Origin of the sequence: Paenibacillus sp. FSL K6-1122, from assembly GCF_037977015.1 — a bacterium.
Taxonomy (GTDB): domain Bacteria; phylum Bacillota; class Bacilli; order Paenibacillales; family Paenibacillaceae; genus Paenibacillus; species Paenibacillus amylolyticus.
In genome coordinates, this window is sequence record NZ_CP150272.1 from 6,650,490 (window position 1) to 6,674,508 (window position 24,019).

The 24,019-nt window shown below is 46.9% G+C and carries 24 protein-coding genes; 13 read left to right on the forward strand and 11 right to left on the reverse strand.

Features of this window, described 5'->3' with window-relative positions; translation table 11 throughout:
• The first annotated feature begins 201 nt into the window (after positions 1-201).
• The 5 genes from NSQ20_RS29545 to NSQ20_RS29565 all read left to right on the forward strand — a co-directional run bounded on the left by NSQ20_RS29545 (position 202) and on the right by NSQ20_RS29565 (position 4,651).
• Positions 202-1,746 (forward strand): FAD-dependent oxidoreductase, encoded by a 1,545-nt coding sequence (locus NSQ20_RS29545; RefSeq protein WP_340031340.1) that lies wholly within the window; start codon positions 202-204, stop codon positions 1,744-1,746.
• A gap of 295 nt (positions 1,747-2,041) precedes the next feature.
• Entirely contained in the window at positions 2,042-2,371 is a 330-nt protein-coding gene (locus NSQ20_RS29550) for a PadR family transcriptional regulator (protein WP_036667851.1), read from the forward strand.
• Positions 2,364-2,957, forward strand: coding sequence for a DUF1700 domain-containing protein (locus tag NSQ20_RS29555; protein ID WP_340028185.1), 594 nt, complete (start codon positions 2,364-2,366; stop codon positions 2,955-2,957). The genes NSQ20_RS29550 and NSQ20_RS29555 overlap by 8 nt, the downstream gene beginning before the upstream one ends.
• Positions 2,954-3,853 carry a DUF4097 family beta strand repeat-containing protein gene (locus NSQ20_RS29560; RefSeq protein ID WP_340031342.1) on the forward strand — a complete coding sequence of 300 codons (900 nt, stop codon included), beginning with the start codon at positions 2,954-2,956 and terminating at the stop codon, positions 3,851-3,853. The genes NSQ20_RS29555 and NSQ20_RS29560 overlap by 4 nt, the downstream gene beginning before the upstream one ends.
• A 78-nt stretch (positions 3,854-3,931) precedes the next feature.
• Positions 3,932-4,651, forward strand: a complete 720-nt coding sequence (locus tag NSQ20_RS29565; RefSeq protein WP_036612827.1) for a 3-ketoacyl-ACP reductase — start codon at positions 3,932-3,934, stop codon at positions 4,649-4,651.
• Positions 4,652-4,941: 290 nt separating this feature from the next.
• Here the strand turns inward: NSQ20_RS29565 and NSQ20_RS29570 are convergent, their stop codons facing one another.
• Positions 4,942-5,481, reverse strand: coding sequence for an XRE family transcriptional regulator (locus NSQ20_RS29570; RefSeq protein WP_036612829.1), 540 nt, complete (start codon positions 5,479-5,481; stop codon positions 4,942-4,944).
• Between the two features lie 61 nt (positions 5,482-5,542).
• Complete coding sequence (locus NSQ20_RS29575; protein ID WP_036612831.1) at positions 5,543-5,908, reverse strand: glyoxalase superfamily protein; 366 nt, start codon at positions 5,906-5,908, stop codon at positions 5,543-5,545.
• Positions 5,909-6,135: 227 nt separating this feature from the next.
• Here NSQ20_RS29575 and NSQ20_RS29580 point away from each other — a divergent pair, with 227 nt between their 5' ends.
• From NSQ20_RS29580 to NSQ20_RS29605, 6 genes are all read left to right on the forward strand, one after another.
• Positions 6,136-6,810, forward strand: coding sequence for an alpha/beta hydrolase-fold protein (locus NSQ20_RS29580; RefSeq protein WP_036612833.1), 675 nt, complete (start codon positions 6,136-6,138; stop codon positions 6,808-6,810).
• Entirely contained in the window at positions 6,810-7,580 is a 771-nt protein-coding gene (locus NSQ20_RS29585; protein WP_036612835.1) for a class III extradiol ring-cleavage dioxygenase, read from the forward strand. Before NSQ20_RS29580 ends, NSQ20_RS29585 begins: the two co-directional genes overlap by 1 nt.
• A gap of 528 nt (positions 7,581-8,108) precedes the next feature.
• Entirely contained in the window at positions 8,109-8,705 is a 597-nt protein-coding gene (locus NSQ20_RS29590) for an SMI1/KNR4 family protein (RefSeq protein ID WP_036612838.1), read from the forward strand.
• Between the two features lie 144 nt (positions 8,706-8,849).
• A complete protein-coding gene (locus tag NSQ20_RS29595; RefSeq protein ID WP_143781100.1) occupies positions 8,850-9,851 on the forward strand; it encodes a cation diffusion facilitator family transporter in 1,002 nt (333 codons plus the stop codon).
• A 172-nt stretch (positions 9,852-10,023) separates the two neighbouring features.
• Positions 10,024-10,920, forward strand: a complete 897-nt coding sequence (locus NSQ20_RS29600) for an Abi family protein (RefSeq protein WP_036612840.1) — start codon at positions 10,024-10,026, stop codon at positions 10,918-10,920.
• A gap of 252 nt (positions 10,921-11,172) precedes the next feature.
• Positions 11,173-11,673 carry a hypothetical protein gene (locus NSQ20_RS29605; RefSeq protein WP_036612842.1) on the forward strand — a complete coding sequence of 167 codons (501 nt, stop codon included), beginning with the start codon at positions 11,173-11,175 and terminating at the stop codon, positions 11,671-11,673.
• Between the two features lie 330 nt (positions 11,674-12,003).
• Here NSQ20_RS29605 and NSQ20_RS29610 read toward each other — a convergent pair whose 3' ends face one another.
• Genes NSQ20_RS29610 through NSQ20_RS29625 form a run of 4 tightly spaced genes read right to left on the reverse strand, consistent with a single transcriptional unit; the run spans position 12,004 to position 15,790 of the window.
• Positions 12,004-13,077 (reverse strand): ABC transporter substrate-binding protein, encoded by a 1,074-nt coding sequence (locus tag NSQ20_RS29610; protein WP_036612844.1) that lies wholly within the window; start codon positions 13,075-13,077, stop codon positions 12,004-12,006.
• On the reverse strand, positions 13,074-13,883 hold the full coding sequence (locus NSQ20_RS29615) for an ABC transporter permease (RefSeq protein WP_036612847.1): 810 nt from the start codon (positions 13,881-13,883) through the stop codon (positions 13,074-13,076). Before NSQ20_RS29615 ends, NSQ20_RS29610 begins: the two co-directional genes overlap by 4 nt.
• Complete coding sequence (locus NSQ20_RS29620; protein WP_017691799.1) at positions 13,858-14,691, reverse strand: ABC transporter permease; 834 nt, start codon at positions 14,689-14,691, stop codon at positions 13,858-13,860. The genes NSQ20_RS29615 and NSQ20_RS29620 overlap by 26 nt, the downstream gene beginning before the upstream one ends.
• The gene (locus tag NSQ20_RS29625) at positions 14,681-15,790 is read right to left on the reverse strand and encodes an ABC transporter ATP-binding protein (protein ID WP_036612848.1); all 1,110 of its coding nucleotides are present in this window, start codon (positions 15,788-15,790) and stop codon (positions 14,681-14,683) included. The genes NSQ20_RS29620 and NSQ20_RS29625 overlap by 11 nt, the downstream gene beginning before the upstream one ends.
• 255 nt (positions 15,791-16,045) lie before the next feature.
• Here NSQ20_RS29625 and NSQ20_RS29630 point away from each other — a divergent pair, with 255 nt between their 5' ends.
• Positions 16,046-17,407 carry an MFS transporter gene (locus NSQ20_RS29630; protein WP_340031344.1) on the forward strand — a complete coding sequence of 454 codons (1,362 nt, stop codon included), beginning with the start codon at positions 16,046-16,048 and terminating at the stop codon, positions 17,405-17,407.
• Positions 17,408-17,456: 49 nt separating this feature from the next.
• Here the strand turns inward: NSQ20_RS29630 and NSQ20_RS29635 are convergent, their stop codons facing one another.
• Positions 17,457-18,668, reverse strand: coding sequence for a nitric oxide synthase oxygenase (locus tag NSQ20_RS29635; RefSeq protein WP_340031346.1), 1,212 nt, complete (start codon positions 18,666-18,668; stop codon positions 17,457-17,459).
• Positions 18,669-18,795: 127 nt separating this feature from the next.
• Positions 18,796-19,275 carry a Dps family protein gene (locus tag NSQ20_RS29640; RefSeq protein ID WP_179088680.1) on the reverse strand — a complete coding sequence of 160 codons (480 nt, stop codon included), beginning with the start codon at positions 19,273-19,275 and terminating at the stop codon, positions 18,796-18,798.
• Positions 19,276-19,636: 361 nt separating this feature from the next.
• On the opposite strand from NSQ20_RS29640, the gene NSQ20_RS29645 reads away from it, so the two are divergent.
• Entirely contained in the window at positions 19,637-19,987 is a 351-nt protein-coding gene (locus NSQ20_RS29645) for a cupin (RefSeq protein ID WP_340031348.1), read from the forward strand.
• A 71-nt stretch (positions 19,988-20,058) separates the two neighbouring features.
• On the opposite strand, the gene NSQ20_RS29650 is transcribed toward NSQ20_RS29645, so the two are convergent.
• The 3 genes from NSQ20_RS29650 to NSQ20_RS29660 all read right to left on the reverse strand — a co-directional run bounded on the left by NSQ20_RS29650 (position 20,059) and on the right by NSQ20_RS29660 (position 24,001).
• The gene (locus NSQ20_RS29650) at positions 20,059-20,796 is read right to left on the reverse strand and encodes an HAD family hydrolase (RefSeq protein WP_340031350.1); all 738 of its coding nucleotides are present in this window, start codon (positions 20,794-20,796) and stop codon (positions 20,059-20,061) included.
• Positions 20,797-21,023: 227 nt separating this feature from the next.
• Complete coding sequence (locus NSQ20_RS29655) at positions 21,024-22,766, reverse strand: adenine deaminase C-terminal domain-containing protein (RefSeq protein ID WP_340031352.1); 1,743 nt, start codon at positions 22,764-22,766, stop codon at positions 21,024-21,026.
• Between the two features lie 176 nt (positions 22,767-22,942).
• Positions 22,943-24,001, reverse strand: coding sequence for an ABC transporter ATP-binding protein (locus tag NSQ20_RS29660; RefSeq protein ID WP_340031354.1), 1,059 nt, complete (start codon positions 23,999-24,001; stop codon positions 22,943-22,945).
• Positions 24,002-24,019 lie beyond the last annotated feature (18 nt).

A 24,019-nucleotide genomic window follows, 5' to 3' on the forward strand; every position in this document is an offset into this window, starting at 1 on the left:
CGATTTCGGTAATCTTATCATATAGCATGTTTAACAAAAAAAACAGAGGTTCTGTGCAGGAAATTGTGAACATCCCCTCTGCAAAATCTGAACAACACCGTTTTTTCCTGGCATAGTCTGGCAATCATGAATAAGAGTACAACGATGTGCGCTGAACAACATCCCATGCGATAGATTGAAGATAATCAAGGAGGAAAAAAAATGAGCGACAATCAGCAGCCCAAGACGGGTCTGCCCCCGGTCCCCGAATCACTTTGGCGTGCTACGCATGAATTCGATAGCTATCCGAAACTGACAGAAGATATCACCGCGGATGTAGCGATTATTGGTGCCGGTATTGCCGGGATCACTACAGCCTATCTGCTCGCGCAGACGGGTATGCGTGTAGTCGTGCTGGAGGCTGGAAAAGTATTGGATGGCACGACCGGTCATACCACGGCCAAGGTATCTGCACAGCACGGTGTCATATTTGATGAAATTATGCATCACTTCGGACAAGAACAGGCTCGGATGTACTATGAAGGCAATGCCGATGCCGCCAAGTGGATGCGCAATCTGGTGAAGGAAAAACAGATTGATTGCCAGTGGGCAGAGGAAGATGCCTACGTCTACATTCAATCAGAGGAAAACATTAAAAAACTGGAGATCGAGCTGACCGCCTATGGCAAACTCAATATCCCTGGTGAGTGGGTAGACCCACTCCCTATTCCAGTTCCCGCAAGGGCAGGCATTCGCATGCCGGGTCAGGCACGATTTGATCCGCTGGCCTACCTGCACTACTTGCTCGATTCCGCTGTGAAACAAGGTGTACAGATCTACGAGCATACGACAGTTACGGATGTAGAGGAAGATGCTTCACTACATGTCAGAACTTATGGAGATGGCCCATCCGTAACAGCGGAACATATTGTCGTGGCTTCTCATTTTCCCGTCTATGATCCCGGATTTTATTTCACACGATTACACGCCGAACGATCCTACGCTGTATTAGTCGAACCGGAGAAACCCTATGTGGGCGGCATGTACATCTCGGACGATACACCTTACCGCTCCTTGCGTACCGTCTTACATAACGGGAAGGAACACATCCTTTTTGGCGGCGAAAATCACAAAACTGGACAAGGCATCTGTACCTTCGGTCACTATGAACGCCTAGAGCAGTTCGCAGCGGAGACATTTGGCATTCGCAACATCCCTTTTCGCTGGTCAGCCCAGGATCTGATCTCCATCGACAAGGTGCCTTACATCGGACCGATTACCGGAAGACATGAACGAGTCTATGTGGCGACCGGGTTTGCCAAATGGGGAATGACAACTGGCACGATGGCAGGACACCTTCTTGCAGATCGCATCACTGGACGTGACAACCCTCATGCTGCCATATTCGATCCGGCAAGATTCAAGGCCGATCCTGGTATGAAACACTTTATTGTGGAAAATGTGAATGTAGCCAAGGAATTAATCTCCGGTAAAGTAGGCATTGTGCACAAAAAGGTTAGCGATATTGGTGAAGACGAAGGAGCCGTCGTTCGTCATAATGGCAAACGTGCTGGCGCCTACAAGGACACCAGTGGCAAGCTGTTTCTGGTGGATACCACCTGCACCCATCTGGGTTGCGAAGTCGAATGGAACGAGGGCGAGCGTTCGTGGGATTGCCCATGCCATGGTTCCCGCTTCGATTATGCAGGCCATGTCATTGAGGGCCCTGCTGTGGAAGACCTTAAAGTTCTGGATGCACAAGAATAACCGACATTTAGCGATTAACTTGTAACCAAAGAAACAAAAGTTCATCTCACAGACCGGATCGGAATCCGCCTTCAGACGGAAGTAACCGATCCGGTTTTTGCGTATGCTGAATTATAGCTAAACAGACAGCTTCAGCTAAGCATCAGTATTAAACGAACTTATTATCGATCAATCGTGATACGGAACTATTTTAAAGTCACTACCTTGCATTAAACAGTACTGGATGCTATGATGACTTCACCACTACTGAACAATATACACTAGCGATAAATGAAGCTACGAAGGAGGAACCTGTGTGAATGTGAACATCCAGTTCAAAAAAGGAGTATTGGAGCTGTGCGTCCTGGTATTAATTAACCGGCAGGATCGGTATGGCTACGAACTGGCTCAGGCGGTCTCCAAACATATCGAAGTTGCTGAAGGTGCACTGTATCCCTTGCTTCGCCGGCTTGTAAATGACGGTTACTGCACCACCTACCTGCAAGAATCAAGCGAAGGACCGCCGCGCAAGTATTACCGACTATCCGATACAGGTCGCGACTACATGACGGCACTGACGACAGAATGGAATGAATTTGTGCGCAATGTCGCAAATCTGATTGAGGAAGGAATCCCCAATGAATAGACAACAATTTATGAAAGCCATGGAAATTCATCTACGGCCGATGGACCCATTCGAACGGGCTGAGTTGCTCGCCGACTATGATCAACATTTCGAGCTCGGACTACGAGAAGGCAAGCTGGAAGAAGAGATCGCTCGGGAACTCGGACAGCCGGAAGAAATCGCCAAGGAAGCACTCGGTGATCGTTATGACATGCATACGCCGGGTTCAGATGCGTTCTATGCACCGACGTATCGCGAGATGCGGTCACCCAGAAACAGCACCAGCGCCACTCGCAAATTTTTCACAGCCATCGGCCTGTTGTTCCTGAATCTGATCCTTGGCATTCCTCTTGGTCTCATGATGTGGTCGGTATGGCTTGTTATTGCCAGCCTTTCCTTGCTGGTAGTGGCTCCTGTAGCAGCAGTTGTGGACTTTGTATTCCTGGGCCAACTCGATAAACCGGAAATTTTCGTTGCGATTGGCGCTTTCGGTGTCGGCATTTTGTTTGCCATCGCATCGAAGTATGTCTTTAGAGCCTTCAAAATCGTCACTCTTCAATATATTAGATGGAATAAAAACACGATGAAAGGAGATGTTTCCGCATGAGTACCAAAAAATGGCTTGCGCTTGCCGTGATATGTATCGGAATAGGTTTGCTCGGGACATCCATCTATGGCGTTCAGTTCGGGGATGAACGGGAGCATTATTCCAAACGATGGGATTTCAAAGAAGATGAATTGCAGAACATTATCATGAATGCTAATTTCAGTGCAGATATTGAATTTGTCATAAGCCCCGATTCGAATGGTTATATCGAAGTGGATGGTAAATGGGACCCTGCCATAGTCAAAAGCTTCGAACAAGCCACCTTATCCAAAGGCACATTCCAACTGGCTCAGACAGCACGTGAACGATTGCAAATTTTCACCTTGTACTGGAATGAGCAAGACTCCACAATAACCGTTGCTCTGCCTGAAGGACACCAATTAAATGAGGTTAAGCTGGACTCCTCTTCAAGTGAATGGGATCTGACAGGTCTAAATGCCAATCAGCTTGAGCTGAACAACACCTCAGGTTCCATACGTCTGGAAAACATCAAGGCGCCCAATATTGAATTGGTTCTAACTTCTGGCGACATTAACGCTTCCATGATTAATGGAGACATGACCGTGAAACAGACATCCGGAAGTTTTACGGCAGATCAGATTGCCGGTCATGTAAACAGTAAGATTAAATCAGGAGATATTGAGATTACTGAATTAAACGGCGCAGCTGATGTTCAATTCACTTCGGGTAGCATTCATATTGAACAGTCCCATTCCGCCCCGATTAATGCGTCTGGAACATCAGGAGATATTTTCATTCAAGCTGCACCTGATTTTGACGGAATCTACGACGCTAAGGCTACTTCCGGAAGTGTCGATGTACCTGAATCGCCAATGGTGAGCCGGGAAGTGATCAAGGCCCGTACTTCTTCTGGCAGCATCGAGATTACCAAATAGTGATGAAGCCAATTTCCGAACTGTGGGTAATAATAGTATAATTGAATGCTAGTCCATTTCTAAGGAGGAATTACCCACATGGAACTTAAAAATAAAACAGCGATCATCACAGGTGCCGGAAAAGGTATCGGCCGTGCGATCGCTGAAGCTCTTGCCAAAGAAGGAGTGCACCTCGGCCTTATTGCACGTACCGCTTCCGATCTTCAGGCTCTGCAACAGTCTCTGAGTCAAGAATACGGTGTGAAAGTAACCAGTGCAGTAGCAGATATCTCGGATCGCACGCAGGCCGAAGCCGCTGTAGCAGCCATCGAGATGGAACTCGGTGCGGTGGATATCCTTATCAATAATGCAGGGATCGGAAAGTTCGGAACGTTCATGGAGATGGAGCCGGAAGAGTGGGAGCGCATCCTGCATGTTAACGTTATGGGTACATATTACGTTACACGCGCTGTCCTTCCGAGCATGATCAAGGAAAGTAGCGGCAGCATTATCAATATTGCTTCCACTGCAGGTGAGCGCGGATTCGCTACAGGTTCGGCATACTGCGCGTCCAAGTTTGCATTGCTTGGCATGACCGAATCTCTGATGCAGGAAGTGCGCAAGTCCAACATTCGTGTAACGGCACTGACTCCAAGCACCGTTAATACGGAGCTTGCGACCAATGCCGGACTGAAAATTGGCGACGAAGATCGCATGATGCAAGCGGAAGATGTAGCTGAACTTGCACTCGCAACGCTCAAGCTGTCCGACCGTGTCTTCGTTAAAACAGCAGGCATCTGGACAACTAATCCACAATAGACAGGTGCTTCTGACCTTTCTAAGGAATCTCTCGCACCTTATTGTACTCTTTTGCAGGAAATGAGAAACGTAACGAATCACTGCGAGGTTATCTCGCCAGAATTCTGTGGAATGTAGCCAAATTACACACACAAGAGTGAAATAAAGCGTCTGAGATTCGTTACATCTCGATATCTGCTTAAAATCATCTAATAGGGCTCACTCAGTTCGTTAGAAATATAAAAGGACGTTTCCCATTGTACATGTATGCAGGTTCGCATGTTCATGACTTGGGAGCGTCCTTTTTTATTTTATAAATGATCCAGACCCAATTCTTTGGACACCGCAATGAGCACCACCGCAGGTTCCTCTCCGATATTGGTCACTTCATGGGGCACGATCGCATTCCAGGTAAACGAATCACCCACTTCAAGAACTTCCACATCTTCGCTTTGCTCCGCACGAATCTTGCCCTGCAACACCAGATGGCTTTCCTCTCCGGCATGTTTGCTAACCCCGGTCGATGCACCTGGCGGTAACTCCACAATGGACATACGCATCGCACCTTTGGCTGTAAGCTGCTGCACTTTGATCTGTCCGCTTCCTGCTGTCGTCTCCTTACGCTCGTTCTTGCGTACCACGTTCATCCGTTGCTCCGGTGTCAGCAGCAAATAGGGCAGTGGCACTTCCAGATAATCCGCAATACTTTCAAGCGTAGCAATGGAAGGTGACGTTTTGTTATTTTCCACGTTGCTGATAAAACCTTTGGACAACCCCGTGCCCTCGCACATCTGCATGATCGTAATCTGTTTCTGTTTGCGGATCGTACGAATAGCCAAGCCAATATCCATATCGCGTCCCTCCCCTTCTCTATATAAGACACCAGACGTAAGCTTAGCTACTTCAGGTTATCTATTCGGCCCTTGTCTCAACAAATATAATTCGATTGCCAAACGGATCCGTCACAGTCATTTCTCTTGATTGCCAAGGGGTCTCCTCTATACCGGGTCTCGCATTTTTGTACTCTTTCTGACGAAGTGCACCATGGAATGTATCCAAGTTATCTGTTTCCACGCGCAAGGCAGCTCCAGGTGTACAATCTCCATGATGTTCGGACAGATGAATCACGATGGAATCGAGTGAAATCTGCATATATAAGGGCATATCTTGCTCAAATCGATGTTCCCAATCCAATTGGAAACCCAGGTATTCAAGGTAGAACTCTCTAGCTTTATTTTCATCAAATATTCTCAGAATAGGCACGATACGCTTTAACATCCTGATCACGTCCTTGGAAATAAGATATGAACCATGCGCAACGACACTTCTTTTAAATCCATTCAAGGTTTCTTATAAACAACATATATTCATCATACAAAAAAAGTATTGACCCTACAATGAAACCATGATAAATTTTGTTCATAAATAAGAATATTTATTTCATATTGGTGAACTTTATCGTCAAATCGATATATTAACTCAATCCTAATCAGGTGGTGTTTTCAATGAATTCTCCTTATATACATGAAATCCGATTACCGTCTCATTACAATCCAGATCAGCGTTATCCCGTGATTTTCGCCTTACATGGGATGGGATCAGATGAACAGGATATGCTTCGTTTAATGGAGCCTATGCAGTCTGATTTTATTATTGTTGCCATCCGTGGGCCTATCGTTCAGGGTAGTGGTTATGCTTATTTTCAGATTAAAAGCATTGGCAACCCCATCCGTGAATTGTATGATGCCTCCGTGCTGGGACTGCAACAGTTGATTGTTGATCTGTCCGCCAAATATGCTATTGATCCCAAGCGGCGTTATATCGCCGGATTCAGCCAGGGCGCCATTATGGCGATGACTTTATCGCTGGTGATTGGAGATGCAATTAAAGGCATTGTAGCGATGAGTGGGTACATCCCGCAATTTGTGAAAGACGAGTACATGCTACACCCCGATTCGGAGCTGTCTGTGTTCATCTCGCATGGAGATCAAGATCATCTATTCCCGCTGCAACTGGGCGAAGATAACGCCAATTTCTTCCGTCAACACACCAATCACGTCACATATGTACCTTACAACGGTGGACACCAGGTGACCCCCGAACTATATCAACAATTCCAACACTGGCTTCGGACGGATGCAAATCTGACTACCGAAGACCCGAAAGGACTGAATTCATAATGATGCCATCTCTGTTTATTGCTCACGGTGCCCCATCACTGGCACTGGAGGAGAATGTGTACACCGAATTTTTGCAAAAACTTGGACAGGAACTGCCGAAACCCAAAGCAATTGTGTTATTCTCTGCTCACTGGGAATCCACAACTCAGCTTGTATCCTCGGTAGCCAACTATGAGACCATTTATGATTTCGGCGGTTTCCAGCCCGAGCTGTATCAGATCAAGTACCCGGCTCAAGGACAGGCAGAGACCACAGCCGAGGTGGAACGTTTATTCACAGAAGCCGGGATTCCGGTACAGACCGATGACGTTCGTGGACTGGATCACGGCGCTTGGGTCGTTCTACGCCTGCTCTACCCAGATGCGGATATTCCTGTAATTGCCTTGTCCGTGAATCGCTATCTGACAGGTGAGCAGCAATATCAGGTCGGACAAGCGCTCGCTTCCTTGCGTGAGCAAGACATTCTTGTCATTGGCAGTGGAGGAACCGTCCACAATCTACGTCGATTGAACTGGGAAAGTAACGGCGTTGACCCGTGGGCATCAGAGTTCGACAACTGGCTGCATGACAAGCTGGTGAGCTGGGATACGGAGTCTCTCTTCTCCTATGATAAACTGGCACCTTCAGCTCAAGCCGCCGTGCCTACGCCGGAGCATTTTGTACCGCTGTTACTCGCCATGGGTGCGGGAGATCAGAACAAACGTGCATCGCTCCTGTTCAAAGCCTATCAGTATGGCAATCTGAGCTTGTCCTGTTGGAAGTTTGATTAAAGAGGACTATGTAAAACGAACTAAAGTATTTACACTCGCTACTCCGATGACAGAACAACCTTCCGATCGCTGTTATCCCCAGATTTTTTTATTTACTTTATATAAAGGTGAAAATCTGGTGATAAGCGTATGCTTCCGATGTAGCTTTCTTGCAGAAAGCTTTTAGGCGAACACTTCGCTTCTTCAGGTTATTTCTGCCCTCTACGTTTTCGTGTAAAAGATTAGTTTCATTTATAAAGCAGATTAAAAATGTAGCGTGGGTTACAGGGATCATTCCTGTTGCTCACGCTTTATTTGTTGTTAAGAGTGACTGCCATGATGGATGTACATAATCGATTGTGATGGAGCTAAGTGTGCTGATATGCAACAACCGTCCTTGAATAATGAGACCATTGTAGTATGAAAGCAAGGACTCCGGTTTCTTGTGTGCTTTTCCGGATTATAACTATAATATGAGGTGAAATTAGAATCAGTTTGCGCGCATATCACTCACCATATTATCTGAATAGTTCATACGGAGGGAATTAGATGCCAGAACAGCGTATATATGAATTGATGGAAGAACTGGATATGTTGCTGGAGGAGAAGGTACAAGATGAGGAGAACCGGGAGCTCTTGGAGGCATATCGCGAGTTTGAAGGCGTGACGGATGAGCAGCTCGACGCATTCGAGCGTGAACAAGGTATTCGATTACCTGCTGATTTTCGTGCGTTTTATAAACGTAAAAATGGGAGTGGTTATGGCTTTCACGTCTTGTACCCAAGCCTTGAGGAAGGACGGGAATCCGAGCCATTTTACCTGTTATCCCTGGAAAAAATCCAAAAGGAGCAGTACACGCTGGTGGAGAACCGCATGGATGATTATTTTACCGAAGAAGAGATCCGTGAGCTTGATCCCCGAATCAAACCCTACCTTTTTCAAAAGAAATGGATCACGTTTGGCATGCTTGGAGGTGGTTCGCTGTATCTGATGTTCGACTTTGATCCGACAGAGCAAGGAACGGTTGGACAGATTATTATGTACGTGCATGACCCAGATTTTGTATATTATGTCGCTGGGACGTTTACGGAACTATTGGAACAATCCAACCGCAATTTACGTGCCTTGGAAGCCATTGAGTACTGAAATGCGCATAATGATATGACCTTTTTTGCATAATGCTGGGATATGTCAAAGCGGTTATAATAACATTTAGTGGAAATGCACATGCTGTATAGATAAGACTGCCTTTTCTACACCTAATACATTGATCTGGGAGGAACATACGAAGTGGCTGAACAACCGAAGTCTGAGAGCTTTATGTCTCTCATCAAAAAAGGAAACACATCCTCCGCCGTAGCGATGGCAGGTAATGCTGTTCTTGCTGTGTGCAAAGGGGGAGCCTTCCTATTCAGTGGCAGTGGTGCCATGTTCGCTTCGGCGATGCATTCACTCGCTGATGCCATTAACCAAGGGTTTGTCTTTGTCGGAAGTGTGTTGTCCGAGAAAAAACCTACACGCCGCTTCCCGACCGGATTCGGACGGGTCATTAACATTTTCTGTATGATCGCCGTTATTGTTGTTACCATTATGGCGTATGAAACGATCCATGAAGGCATCCATCTTTTGCAGCATCCTGTTGGTCATACCGGTGGTCTCTGGATTAACATCGGAGTGCTTGTTCTGAACATTGTCATTGACGGGGCCATCCTGATCAAAGCCATGAAGGAAATTCTAAAAGAAGCACGCGCACCCAAAGCCGCCGGATTTGCCTTGGTCCCTGCTGCCATTAAAAATGTAGGCCGTGCTGCGCCACCAACCCGTCTCGTATTCTACGAAGATGTTGTAGCAGTACTCGGTGCTCTGCTTGCATTGATCTCTGTCGTAGTAATTGCATTGACCAACTTTGCATTGCTCGATGGCATTGTGACAACGATTATTGGATGTCTGATGATCGCTGTAGCCTTCCGTGTCGGTTACGATAATATGATCGGATTGATCGGTGTTGCGGCTCCGCAGGATATTGAGGACAAAGTGTCCCAGACTATTCTCGCAGACACACACGTTGCTGACATTCAGATGATGCGTATCATTCAGGAAGGCCGTTATTATCATGTCGAAGGTCTGATTGAGTTGACCAAAGGACTCAGTCTTGCCGATGCGGATGACATCAAGTTCCGTATTCAGGAGAAACTGATGACAAACCCCGACATCGCCGACGCTGCCATCTCCATTATTGAGGATGACGGTGTGAACAGCTGGGGCAAGAAACATTCGGATGTGGTGAAATAACAAGCTTCGTTTTGGATGACTCAGCTTTACCATTCAGTAGTTGCTCAATTTAAGTTTAACTGTTGAATAAACAATCAACGAATCGTATATTCTTAATAACAGATCTCGCCCGCACCTCTGCTTATGCATGTGGAACAGGGCGAGACATTTTTGCGTTATGGGGGTATTTTCCTTGCCAGATGATGTTCAGCTACGTGAAATGAAAGCGCATACTACATATGAAGAACAGCTCGAAAAGTTTAAAAACCGAAAAATGACAATTGAAAATGATGTAGAAGCAATTACAATCCTGAAACGCATTCACTATTACAGGTTTACTGCATATGCCTTAACTTTTAAACAGGATACCTCGGACAACTACATTGAAGGAACGACTTTCAACAAAGTGTATAAGCATCATTTGTTTGATGCAGCCCTTAGAAATCACTTTATGAAGATTGTCGAGTACATCGAGATTGCCTTAAGATCACAAATTCCATACAAGCTCGCCCACAAGTATGGTGCTCTTGGATATACGAATGCCGCTAATTTTTCTAAAATTCAATTTCACCAACGCTTTATGGAGGATTTGCAAAAATGCATTCAAAAACAGCACAAAGAAGTGCTTATTGCTCATCATAGAGAGAATTACCAAGATAGATATCCTATCTGGGCGGCCTTTGAAGTTAGTACAATTTCTATGATGTCCTCACTCTATAAAAATTTAAAAACGTCTGACAAAAAATCTATTGATCGAGAATACTACCCTTCTCGAAACATAAGTTATAGGGAACTTGAGAACTGGTTCCACGTCTTAACTGTTTTTAGGAATAGATGTGCTCACTACAGCAGACTTTTTAATTATAGAATCCCTGTTACCATAAGATACACACGAAATGATGAATTATTAGGCTTAGACAAAGCCTTTCTTTTTGGAGCTATCTACAATGCGAAGTACCTGATAAAGGATAGAACAATCTGGGATAGTTGGGTGACTGAGCTATCCTCATTAATCGAAGCTTACACTATAGTTGATATATCCCTTTTGGGATTCCCTACAAACTGGGAGCATCTGCTACGAAAGCAATGATAATTCTCTCTTGCAACATGCAAGCCTAAATCACATTTTTCTGTGTAACTTGTTCACCACCGTTTGGCACAGATTGTTTGCATGAAAAAACGACTGAGTATCTTTCGAACCTAGACTTTGGTCTAGGTTCATTTTAACTCCAAAGACGGAGGATAGAGTTTTCCAGTTCATGGTATGCTGTGAATAACGAAAGTAATTGCTCTACATACAACCGTTCGGAAAATTGATCTTGTATTAAGAAGGAGAGATATTATGGCTAAACGTACGATCCTTGCGCCTGTTCTCATTTTGCTGGGCGTGTACCTGATTCTGAACCAGGGAGGTTCACTCGGTCCGGGTACAATCTTCGCTACATTCTGGCCCACGTTATTCGTGATCCCACTCGGGCTGTTCTTCCACTGGCTCTACTTCTCCATGATTGGCAGAGGTGTTGGACTACTGGTTCCTGGTGGCTTGTTGCTCACGGTTGGTATCGTCTGTCAGATCGCTATGCTGTTTAACAACTGGGGTACGATGTGGCCGGGCTTTATCCTGGCTGTTGCTGTTGGTTTGTTCGAATTGTATTGGTTTGGTGGTCGGAACAAATGGTTGCTGATCCCCATCAACATTCTAACAGTTATATCGCTGCTGTTCTTCGCTGTGATGTCGATTGGCTCGATGCTGAGCAGCTTGAGCTTTATCCAACCGTTCGTGGCAATTGTGTTGATTATGGGTGGGGCATGGATCATGGTGGGTCGCAAAAAACGCATGTAGTGGCAATTATATAAGATGAATGGGGTGCGATTAACTGAGTCACTGCGGTGACAGCACAACTTCGGATCGCTGTTATCCCCGGATTTTTTTGAATCCCATCTAGCAATGGGAAAATCCGTTGATAAAGGCGACCGCTTCGCTTCCTTCGTTTGTTCTGTCCCCTCCGTTAACGTGTGATCTTAAATGTTCATCTTATATGGCACTTCAAGCGCTATTGCTCTGAAGTAAGTAATAAAAAAGGGGTGCTGCTCGTCATTCAAATGAAATGACGAGCAGCACCCCTTTTTGTCTTTTTTGCAATCTAACGAAATGTGCACACGTTATTGGCGGTTATTTGCTGTGCATTTTAAACTCCAGGAACAGGTCGTTATAATGTGAGAGCATTTTTTTACCCAGATTATCGTAGACCTCCAGCTTACCTGTCAGTGTCTCGTCTGGATAGAACCGTTCATCCTCGGAGACGTCCTCTGGTAGCAGCTTAAGTGCCTCGGCGTTTGGTGTGGAATATCCGACATACTCCGCATTGCGAGCGGCATGATCCGGGTCCAACATGAAGTTGATAAACTGGTGTGCCCCTTCAATATTACTCGCTGTTTTGGGAATAACCATGTTATCGAACCAGAGGTTCGAGCCTTCTTCCGGCACCATGTAATCCAGCTTGTCGTTCTCATCCATAATCTCGGACGCATCTCCGGACCACACGAGTCCAACCGCAGCTTCCTCGTTCGCAAGCAGCATCTTGATCTCGTCTCCGACAATTGCTCTGACGTTTGGTGTCAATGTAGACAGCTTCTTCAGCGCTTCTTGCAGATGATTTTCGTTGGTATCGTTCAAGGAATACCCGAGACTGTTCAATCCCATACCAATGACTTCGCGTGCACCGTCAAGGAGCAGGATTTGATTTTTCAAGCGCGGGTCCCACAGGTCATTCCAGCTATCAAACGTTAATCCATCCACCAGTTCGGGATTGTACACAACCCCCACCGTTCCCCAGAAATAAGGGATCGAGTACTTGTTGCCTTCGTCAAAGGACAAGTCCAAGAACCGCGGATCGATGTTGCTCAGGTTAGTCAATTTGCTGTGATCAATTGGAACGAGCAGGTCTTCCTCTTTCATTTTGCTAATCGCATATTCAGAAGGAATCGCCACATCAAACGTGGTTCCCCCTTGCTCAATCTTGGTCAGCATCGCTTCATTGGAATCAAACGTCTGATAGATAACCTTAATGCCTGTCTCGTCCTCAAACTCCTTGAGCAGATCAGGGTCGATATAATCGCCCCAGTTATAGATGGTCAGCGTGTTGCCGCCAGAATACCCCTGACTCTTATTCAGATACGAAGCCAGGATCATCAGGGCAAACGCGGCCACAAAAACAATCGCAAATGTCCGTACCAGTTGCTTCATGGACGCAGCCCCTTTCCTCCGGGTGGTATCCGTGTTGCACGGCGGTTAATGAAGTAATATCCAACCACCAGCAGCACCGTGAGCAGGAACAAGAGGGTTGATAGCGCGTTGATTGACAACGATACACCCTGCCTTGCTCTGGAGTATATTTCTACAGAGAGTGTGGAGTATCCATTACCCGTGACGAAGAATGTTACTGCAAAATCATCGAGCGAGTACGTCAAAGCCATGAAGAATCCGGCAAAAATACCCGGTTTCACGTATGGCAACACCACACGCGTCAGAATCTGCCATGATCCAGCGCCCAGATCCCGTGCCGCATCCATCAGTGTCGGACTCATCTCCTGTAGCTTCGGCAGTACCATGATGACAACAATCGGCACACTGAACGCAATATGAGACAACAGAACCGAAGTAAAGCCCAGTTTGATGCCAATCATGGTGAACAGGATCAGGAATGACGCACCAATGATGACATCCGGACTAACGATGAGCACGTTATTGAGTGACAGTAGCGTGTTCTTGGTCCGTTTGCGACGCACATGGTAGATCGCCAGTGCTCCTGCTACACCAAGGATCGTCGAGATCGCTGATGACAGGAGCGCAATGATAAATGTATTCAGCACAATGATGAGCAGCCGAGTATCAGCGAACACCTCTTTGTACCATTCAAGCGTGAATCCTTCGAAGCTGCGCATGTGGCCGCCACTATTGAAGGAATAGAAGATCAGATACGCAATCGGTGCGTACAATATGGCGAATACAACGGCTAGATAGACGTTAGACAGCTTTCCGTTTCTTCCCATTACGCACCTCCTTCTTGCCTGATCCAGTCAGGAACATAATAATCGCCATCGCAATAATCAAAAAGACGGCAATCGTTGAACCCATCCCCCAGTCCTGGGTGACGAGAAAATGCTGTTCAATCGCTGTTCCCAGCGTAATTACACGGTTCCCCGCAATGAGGCGGGTAATCATGAACAGAGACAGCGCAGGAATAAATACAGCCTGACAGCCTGATTTTACTCCACTAATCGTCAGTGGAAAGATAACCCGGCGGAATGTCAGCCACGATGAGGCTCCCAGATCACGCGCCGCATAGATCAACGATGGATTCATCTCTTCCAGCGCATTGAAGATCGGCAGAATCATGAATGGAATGAAGATGTACACCGAGACAAAAATAAAGCTGAAATCGGTGAACAAAATCTGCTGTGTACCAATACCCACCACTTCAAGCAGGGAGTTGGTCAGACCGTACGTTCCGAACAGGCCGATGAAGGCGTACGCTTTTAGCAAAAGATTGATCCAGCTTGGCAGAATGATCAGTAGCAACCATAGCTGCTTGTGCTTCGTCCGGGTCAGCATATACGCCGTTGGATACGAGATCAGCAGTGAGAACGCCGTAATCAGAAATGCATACCAGAACGAACTGAGCGTCATCTGCAAGTACACCGGTGTGAAGAATCTGGCGTAGTTGCCAAACGTGAAGTTACCCTCCACATCGAAGAACGAATAATAGATGACCAGCAGAACCGGCGCCACAACAAACAACACCATCCATAATACATATGGAATCAGATACGCATTGCGTGTGCTGGCCTTAGTCTGCATGAGCGGCCTCTTGGTAGGCTTCGAGTCGTTTGTCGAACTCTTCTTCGGTCTCGTTAAAGCGCATGACGTGTACCGCTTCCGGATCAAAATACAGTCCAATCCGTGCGCCTACAACGGCTTTCTTGGTTGAATGAACAAGCCACTCATTGCCCGCATCATCGTACGTGGATATCTCGTAATGCACCCCGCGGAATAACTGGGAATCCACATTGACCTTGAGTTTGCCTTGGTCTTCGGTTGTAATCTCCAGATCCTCTGGGCGAATGACAATCTCTACCGGCTCGTCCCGCTGGAGACCCTGATCGACACACTCGTGCTGTGCGCCAGCGAATTCCACCACAAAGTCCTGCTTCATTTTGCCCGATACAATGTTCGATTCACCGATAAAGTCTGCTACAAAGCGGTTAATCGGCTCATCATAGATATCATTCGGTGTACCGCTCTGTTGAATCACGCCGCCATTCAGGACAAAAATCTCGTCGGACATCGCCAAGGCTTCTTCCTGATCATGCGTAACAAAGATAAACGTGATGCCCAGTCGCTGTTGCAGCTCCCGTAGCTCGTACTGCATTTCGGTCCGTAATTTCAGATCAAGTGCCGAAAGCGGCTCGTCCAGTAGCAGAATTTCAGGTTCGTTCACAATCGCGCGTGCAATCGCGACACGTTGTCGTTGTCCGCCGGACATTTCGCCAATTTCCCGGTTTTCATACCCGGATAGATTGACGAATTTGAGGGCTTCCAACACTTTGCTGCGAATTTCAGCCGTTTTCATCTTTTTGATCCGCAAACCAAAGGCTACGTTCTCAAATACATTCAAATGTGGAAATAATGCATAATCCTGAAATACGGTATTCACCTGCCGCTGGTGGGCAGGCACTCTGTTGATGAGCGCACCGTTAAAATAAATACTGCCCTGTGTCGGCTCCGCAAAACCGGCAATCAGCCGCAATATCGTTGTTTTCCCGCAGCCCGATGGGCCAAGAAGCGTATAAAATTTACCCCGCTCAATCTCAAAGCTGACCGCCTTCAATACGGCTTCATCCTGATCGTATTGCTGAGTCACCGCTTCGAAGCGGATAATCGGTTGTTGTTCTGACATGCTTCACATCGCCCCCTTATACTTGAGGTACCTCTTAAGTCTGTACACTTTTCGTTCATGCATCCTTATAGATAACCCATCTATTATATATGATTCAGGTATATCCGCAATGGTTTTGATGTAAACGCCGCGTGTCATTTCTTCTTATTTTCAAAAATTCTGCATACATTACGGGTAATGTCGATAATACGTACCCATATGGAGTAAATGAAGGATTTTAGGATTCCATTTTATGTGTGAGAGGAGTCTTGGCTCTTGGATATTCGTCGTAACCTGCCTTTGCTGATGACCATTTGTTTCTTAAGTCAGATGGGCGGATTCATGATCCTGCCCCTATTTCCTTTGTTTATTGAAGAATTCGGCCTGTCCGGCTGGATGATGGGGGTTATTTTTGCACTCTTTTATGTGGGGAAAGTAATTGGTGGCGTTCCAGCAGCGGCAATTTATAAGAAACTAGGTGGTAAAAAGGCTCTCATCCTGATGCTGATCCTGCTGGCTGGCTGTATGGGCGGCTTCGCGCTGTCTACTGCTGCGGTGTTATTCGGCCTGCTCCGACTTCTACAGGGGCTCGCTTCCACGGGCCTTACCGTGGTCGTACGTTCCATCATCGGAGATGAGGGTAATGTAGACAACCGCGGCCTGTACAATGGATATATCAGCAGTAGTGAGGGCGGCGGCATGGTGCTCGGTCCGGTCATAAGTGGCTGGCTCGCGCTGCACTGGCCATTGTCGGTGCCTTTTTTACTCGTTACCGTATGTTGTCTGATGGCCGTGGTCGCTGCGATGGGGATGAAGACAACGGCACAAGCTAGAGCTAATCATGAGTCTGGGGATACGCTAAGTGATCATCTATTAGAAGATCCTTCGGGTGTTGTTAAGCAGGAACCTCTGGTCAACTCAGCACACCCGGTGCTCCACACGGATGACACCCCTCCTTTACCTTCAACAACATCTGATGCACTGCATACGCAAGCTGCGGATACCTCCTTAACCTCCCAATCCAACCAAGCTCCCGAATCAACAACAACTGGCCCATACACAGGGTTCACCAGGCGGCAACAGCTTGTTGGCTACGGTACGGTACATTTTCTGGAGATGAGCGCCTATGCCGTATTTCTCACCTATTTTGCACTGTATGCAGCTCACATCATGCATTGGGACCCGTTTGCCACCAGTCTCGCCTTCACCGTCTCCGGGATTTCTACGCTTGCCGCTGCTCCCTTTGTTGGTTATCTCTCTGACCGGATGGGCGATCGTCTGCTGCTCTGCATGCTTGGCATGTTCCTGATTGGAATCGAAGTTGTTGTATTTCTAAGCACGTCCTCTCATCTATGGGTCTACGTTGGCATGCTGATTGGCGGGGTTGGCGGTGCATGTTACATGGATTCGTTCTTTGCTCATATTGGTGATCATACCCCGGACGAGAGTCGAAGTTCTGTCATAGGCAAAATTGTCTCTGCTGCCGAGATCGGCTCCATCGTGTCTCCACTGGTTGCAGCGCTACTTATGGAAGTTGGCTCGCTGTACTCCGTGTTTGTGTTTAATCTGGTGCTGATTGCTGTTGCCATTGTAGTTCAGGCTGTGATGCGCAGTCGATATCGATTGAAAGAGGGGTAGTTCTTCGTTTGATAAAAAAGGATCACAAAAAATAACCCGTCTGCACAATTTAGTGTGCAAACGGGCATTTCATTGGTGCATCTCCGGCCTGCGGCTGGTGATTCTCTACCTGTGCATTCTGCTGCTCACTGCTTCGCAGTTCTGCGGCAGATGCCACGCCATCTTTCAGGGTATACGCCTGATCCTGACGGAAAAAGTTCGGCTTCACGATCTCATTACGATAGGAGCTGTGGAAAATATGTGTTGTCGCCGGGGACACTGGCGGAATCAGCCACACCCAATCTCCGGTCAGTTCACGCCCAGCCTTCTCTTCCCGCTGTTCAAATAAATCGAACTGCGCTGCTGCTGTGTGGTGATCCACAATGCTCACGCCTGCTTTTTTGAACGAATACAGCACAGCCACATTCAGCTCCACCAACGCCCGGTCCTTCCACAATGTCGTTTCACTCGACGTATTCAATCCAAATGCTGCCGCCACCGCAGGCAGTTTGTTATACCGGAACGTATCCGCCAGATTACGGGCGCCGATCTCGGTACCCATATACCAACCATTGAATGGTGCTGCTGGATAAGATATACCGCCAATCTCCAGTCGCATATCAGCAATCATCGGCACACCGTACCAGCGCATGCCCAGCTCGGCAATTTCCACTTGCTCCGGATGTTCAATAAGAACTTCCACAATCTCTTCTTCTGGCACAACATACCACTCTGGGGCTTGTCCTTGTGCCTGAATAATGAGCGGTAACACATCATAGGGGCTACCTGCCCCTTGCCAGCCAAGTGACATCGCCGCCTTGGTCAGCTCCACCGAAGCAGGATCTCCGATAATACCTTGCTCTGTCTCATATCCCGCATAACGAATAAGCTGATGATTCCAGAGGCGTACCGGAGTTCCATTCGGCCCAGCCGGTGGAAGGATGGTAATCATCGGAATTACTTTGCCACCGTTGGATGCTACATGGATATGATTCAGCACAGCTTCCGCTGCCGTTCCTGCCGTATCAGCATGACGGGCGTCCACGATGCGAAGTTTATCCCAGAACAGCCGCCCGATGCAGCGGTTGCTGTTTCGCCATGCCATTTTACAACCCTGCTCCAATTCCTCAGTGGTATGCACATAAGTACCGGTTACTTCGATCTCTCCCATAACGGCAACAAGCCGGGCCTCTGCGTCTTCACGCGAATGGCCCAGCTCTTCATAACATGTATATATAAACCGTTCAGCTTCTTCCTGCAATTGTTCCAGGTCTGACCGCATTGTTCATTCCACCATTCTGTACATCTTGAATGCCATCATTATACGGCAAGCGCACCGGATTTGTAAGCGAACGGACACTTTGTTCACGGACTCTACATATCGTTGTCAGGATGTAGGGTGACTTTGCTTATTTGCCCAGAAATGCGGTTAACATCCAGACCTCTTTATCCAGGGCAGCGGTGAATCCAATCAGCATATCTTCTGTTGCATTATCTTCCGCTTCTCCTGCTTCGTGAATGCCTTGACGAATCACTTCCACCATCGTGTGCAAATCAGCAACCACCGACTCTACCATACGTTCAGCAGACAACCGGCCTTGTGCCTCTTCAATCGGAGAGAGACGCAGCTGTTCAGTCATCGTAGCCACCGGACGTCCACCAATAGCAAGCAAACGTTCTGCAACTTCGTCCATATTTGCCGTAGCCAAATTGTACAGTTCTTCGAATTTGGCATGCAGTGTGAAGAAATGTGGTCCTTGGACATACCAGTGGAAGTTATGCAGTTTCGTGTACAATACGGACCAACCTGCGATCTGACGGTTCAGGACCTCTTGAAGTGCTGTGGCATTGTTAGCAAAAGTGTTGTTTCTAGTTTGGATTGTGCTCATGGAATTTATCCCCTCTCGAATATAAAAATAGAATTTGAATTTTATAATGGATTGCTTTGATTCGCTTCTTTTAATTTAGACTTAATCTAAATCTTGTTTTAATTATAACACCGCATATCCTGTTTGGGAAGGCTTTTGCACTGTCTTGTAAATGAAGATTCCATGAAGTACAGCTTCATAGAAACGTTGGCACACACAACTAACAAAATTGATGAATGTAAGCAAACTGTTCCTAAACGATTGGAGCTATGATAGACTCATCTGATCGTATTATCCATAAATTAGTGAAATAGGATGATACCCATCATAAAGATAGTTACCATTATAGGAAGTTAACTTAGTCACTATTGCGGAGGTAAACATGAGGATATTTCAATTTAAACAAGAGTCAGGGAAGAAGATTACCAAATTTGATTCTAATTTCGTAATGTCACGTATAACGCAGACCAACAAAGCAGCTCATATCGGATGTATGCATTTAGCTGAGGGTGGGGTCATAGGTTATCACCAAGCTGTAGTTCCTCAACTCCTTTTAATCGTAAGCGGAGAGGGTAGGGTTAGAGGGGAAGCAAATGAATACATCAAAGTTCGTTGTGGCGAAGCGGTTCTCTGGGATAAACATGAATGGCACGAAACCAAAACAGAAACTGGACTCATGGCAATTGTAGTTGAAAGCGAAGAGTTAGACACCTCATTAATGATGCCTTTATAGAAGGTATAATATAAAAAAGCAGACCTGCACCTAAGACGGTAACAAGACTGCTCCTTTAAACATAAATCTCCTTAAGCTTGAACAAACTCAAAAGTCAGAATACGACTGATCTCCTCATAGCTCGAAGCTACAAAATGAGGTTGATGATCGGACTCCGGCAGCGCCTCCCGATGGTTGAACCAGATGACTGTCCACCCCGCATCGACCGCACCTACCACATCATTACGCCACGAGTCGCCAATGTAATAGCTGGAACCGGCATCTGTCCCGGACTGCTTACTCACATATTCAAACAACCTGCGATCCGGCTTCGCATAACCAGTTGTACCGGAGATGAAGACCAGATGCTCGTCCACGAGACTGAGCACATCCAGTGCTTCAAGCTTGCGGCGCTGATGCTCTCCTTCTCCATTGGTGATTAGACCGACAGTATGACCTTCTGCCTGAAGCCTTCTGATTAACGCATACGCTCCTTCAAAAGGTACAATCTCAAACTGTCTGCTCAGATACTGTGCTTGCAGTTCTTCAGCCTGTCCCAATTGTAAGGGGAGTCCAAACTCTTCCATCGTCAGCTCAAACCTCCGACGGCGCATTCGCTCCACCGCATCCGGTTCTGGTACAGCGGACAGATCTTCTTGTGCAGACAACCAGTCACTATAATAGCGAAAACGGTGATATGCCTCAGCATAAGGAAAATCATCTGGCAGGCCAAGAACATCCTGTAATGCGCCACGAAGCGGCTGCAAGTGATCATATAAGGTGTCATCCACGTCGAAAAATATGGTTTTAGCATTATTTATTTCATTCATAATAGTTGTCTATCCTCCTGCTTCTGCGTCCAAACATTCTCTTCTTACTATATATGTATTCATTTGTCCCGTCCAAAGGAGGATTTCTTGCAGCCCTATCCAGCTTAAACCATAGCCACAGACCTCTGTCTGGCAAAGAAGCATTAAATAGTCATTCTTATACATAAAAACACCCCATTTCACAACTCATGGTCATGAAATGGGGTGACGCTATTTTTTAATAAACTCTATTCTACAATCAACGATACAACCTTACCTGCATTCACATCAATCAGGCCATGGTCCGTAATCTTTAGTGCCGGACTTACCGCAAGAGAGTGAGTACTGATCGACATGATCGGGTTGTAATGTACATACCCGAGAGACAACATTGCTGCTCTCAGTTCCTTCACTTGATGCGACACCACTGCAAGTGGTTCTTCCGTCAATATTCCACCTACGGGAAGTTCCAGATGGGACAGCACCTTGCCATCTTCCACCACACAGAACCCACCCTGGCTCGAAATCACTGTGTTAGCTGCCAATATCATATCTTCACGATTACGTCCTACAACCAGCAGGTTGTGATTGTCATGTGAATATGTCGTTGCAATAGCACCACGCTTGATGGTGTCTCCACCGATCAGACCATGTGCACGATTGCCGTTCACACCATAACGTTCAAAGGTCGCGATCTGCGCATATCCGCTTTCTTCCCATAACAATTCACCATCCGAAGACTGAACTGGTCCAATATGCTCTTCAACAAAAGTAGAACCATCCTTCACCATCATGACACGGCATTGGTATTCACCTTCACCAGCGAGATCAACACCTGATCCACTGACTTTAGGATCTGACAATTGAATCGCAAAATCTGCTACGCCCAGCTTTTCCAACTGTACGCTCTTATAGAAGTGAGGTGGGAACTGCCCGGTTATGCGCTCCTGCTTATACGGTTCGTAATCGTCATAAGCTTTGCGGCCGTTTTTGTACACCTGATCAATAGAGAGATCATTCAAGTTGGATACCAACACATAATCGGCCACTTTGCCCGGGGCCACGCTGCCACGATCGGTCATTTTCATCCGGGAAGCAGGGGTAGATGTTGCGGCGTAGATCGCATCTTCCGGACGCATCCCCATCTGAATCGCTTTACGTACGATATGATTCAGATGACCATGCTCCACCAGTGAATCCGGCATCACATCATCCGTTACAAAGCAGAAATGCTGCGCCACATCATGTTGAATCAGGTACTCCATGACTTCCGGGGTCATTGATTTCTCCTGAATTTCAATAAACATACCTGCCGCAATCCGCGCCTGTAATCCCTCAATGCTCTGATGAGTATGATCGGAATCGATACCTGCGTAGATCAGTTGATGCAGATCGAGTCCAAGCAGTTTCGGTGTATGTCCTTCGATCACCAGATCGGGATAGTTTTTGCGAATATGCTGTAAAATCTGGTTTGTCTTGCACTCGGGATCACGGATGACATCGACATAGTTCATGATCTCGCCCAGACAGATGATCTCGCCAGTGGCGAGCAACAAGTCCATATCTTCAATTTCAATCGAACCGCCTGTTGTCTCCATCGGGGTTGCCGGAACGGAACTCGGGATCGCATAGAACATATCCACTGTCGTCTCCCGACTCACAGCCATCATCTCCTGCACACCCTCCAGCCCGAACACATTCGCCATCTCATGCGGTTCTGCGACAATGGACGTTACCCCGCAGCCAATCAGACCATGGGAAAAGGTTTCCGGTGTCACCATTGTACTTTCGATATGCAGATGGATATCGATCAAGCCAGGAATCATGTATCTTCCCCGCGCATCAATGACTTCGTCTGCCTGAATCATCTCAGGTCCGCCGGGTCCAACATATAGAAATCTGCCGTCCAATACAGCGACGTTGTTCATTTCAAACCGTTTATAATAACTGTTATACACATGTACATTTACAATCAGTTGATCTGCACGCATGGGGCATAATCTCCTTCTTCACAAGCATTTCACCACGATGCGAACCGGACAATGAACCTGCACTTTAATCTGCTGTACTGCACATGACTGCGCACCACTGCCATCGTCCGGAAATCATCGCATAAATTGCCTTCTTTACTGCTCTTATTTCTTAAAGCTACTCGCTACATTCACGACTACTCTACCAATACAAGCTTGTCCTGTGGGAAGATCAGGCTAACATGTTGCCCGCTAAGGTATGGTGTTTCCATCTCTTGATTTGCTGTAAAGTCACCGAGTTCCGTCTCGATCACATACTGATAACTGCGTCCCAGATACGTGCTGACCTTGATAATGCCCGGCAAGGCGTTCACCACATCCGCAGAAGTATCTCCACTAACGATCAGATCATCCGGGCGAATTGCACCTTTGCGTGCACCGGGACGTGCTGTTCCGGGATGCGCAGTTGCTGTAAAAGTTCGTCCACCTGCGCTCAATGTGATTAATTCACCTGCATCACTGCGCTCCGCGAATTCAATGAAATTATGGAACCCGATAAATCGTGCTACAAACTCCGTTGCCGGATATTTGAAAATGGTTTCCGGGCGGTCGAGCTGCTCGACCACACCTTTGTTCATAATCGCTACCTGATCCGAGATCGAGAAACACTCTTCCTGGTCATGAGAGACATACAGCGTTGTGATGCCCAACTCTTGCTGAATACGGCGAATCTCCACCCGCATGTTAAGGCGCAGGTTGGCATCCAGGTTACTGAGTGGTTCGTCGAACAAGAGCAGGTCAGGTTCAATGACCAATGCACGAGCAATGGCTACACGCTGACGCTGTCCACCGGACAGTTCTTGTGGAAAACGTTTCTCAAATCCATTCAGGTTAACGACTTCCAGGATTCGCATCACACGGGAAGAGATATCCTTGTCTTTCACCTTGCGCATCCGCAGGCCAAAGGCCACGTTGTCATAGACAGACAGATGCGGGAATAACGCATAACTCTGAAATACAAATCCAAAGTTCCGCTTGTTCGCCGGAACCTTCGTATAATCCTTGCCGCCGAACATAAACTTGCCCTGTGATGCTTCCAGAAATCCGGCGATGAGGCGCAGCGTAGTTGTTTTGCCGCAACCGCTCGGTCCGAGCAGGGAGAGCAGTTTACCTTTTTCCAGCTCCAACTGAAAATCCTTCAGGATTGTCTGCTTATCGTATGCCACGGATACGTGGTCTAATGTCAGCAATGCCATAGCGTTCTGCGCCTCCAA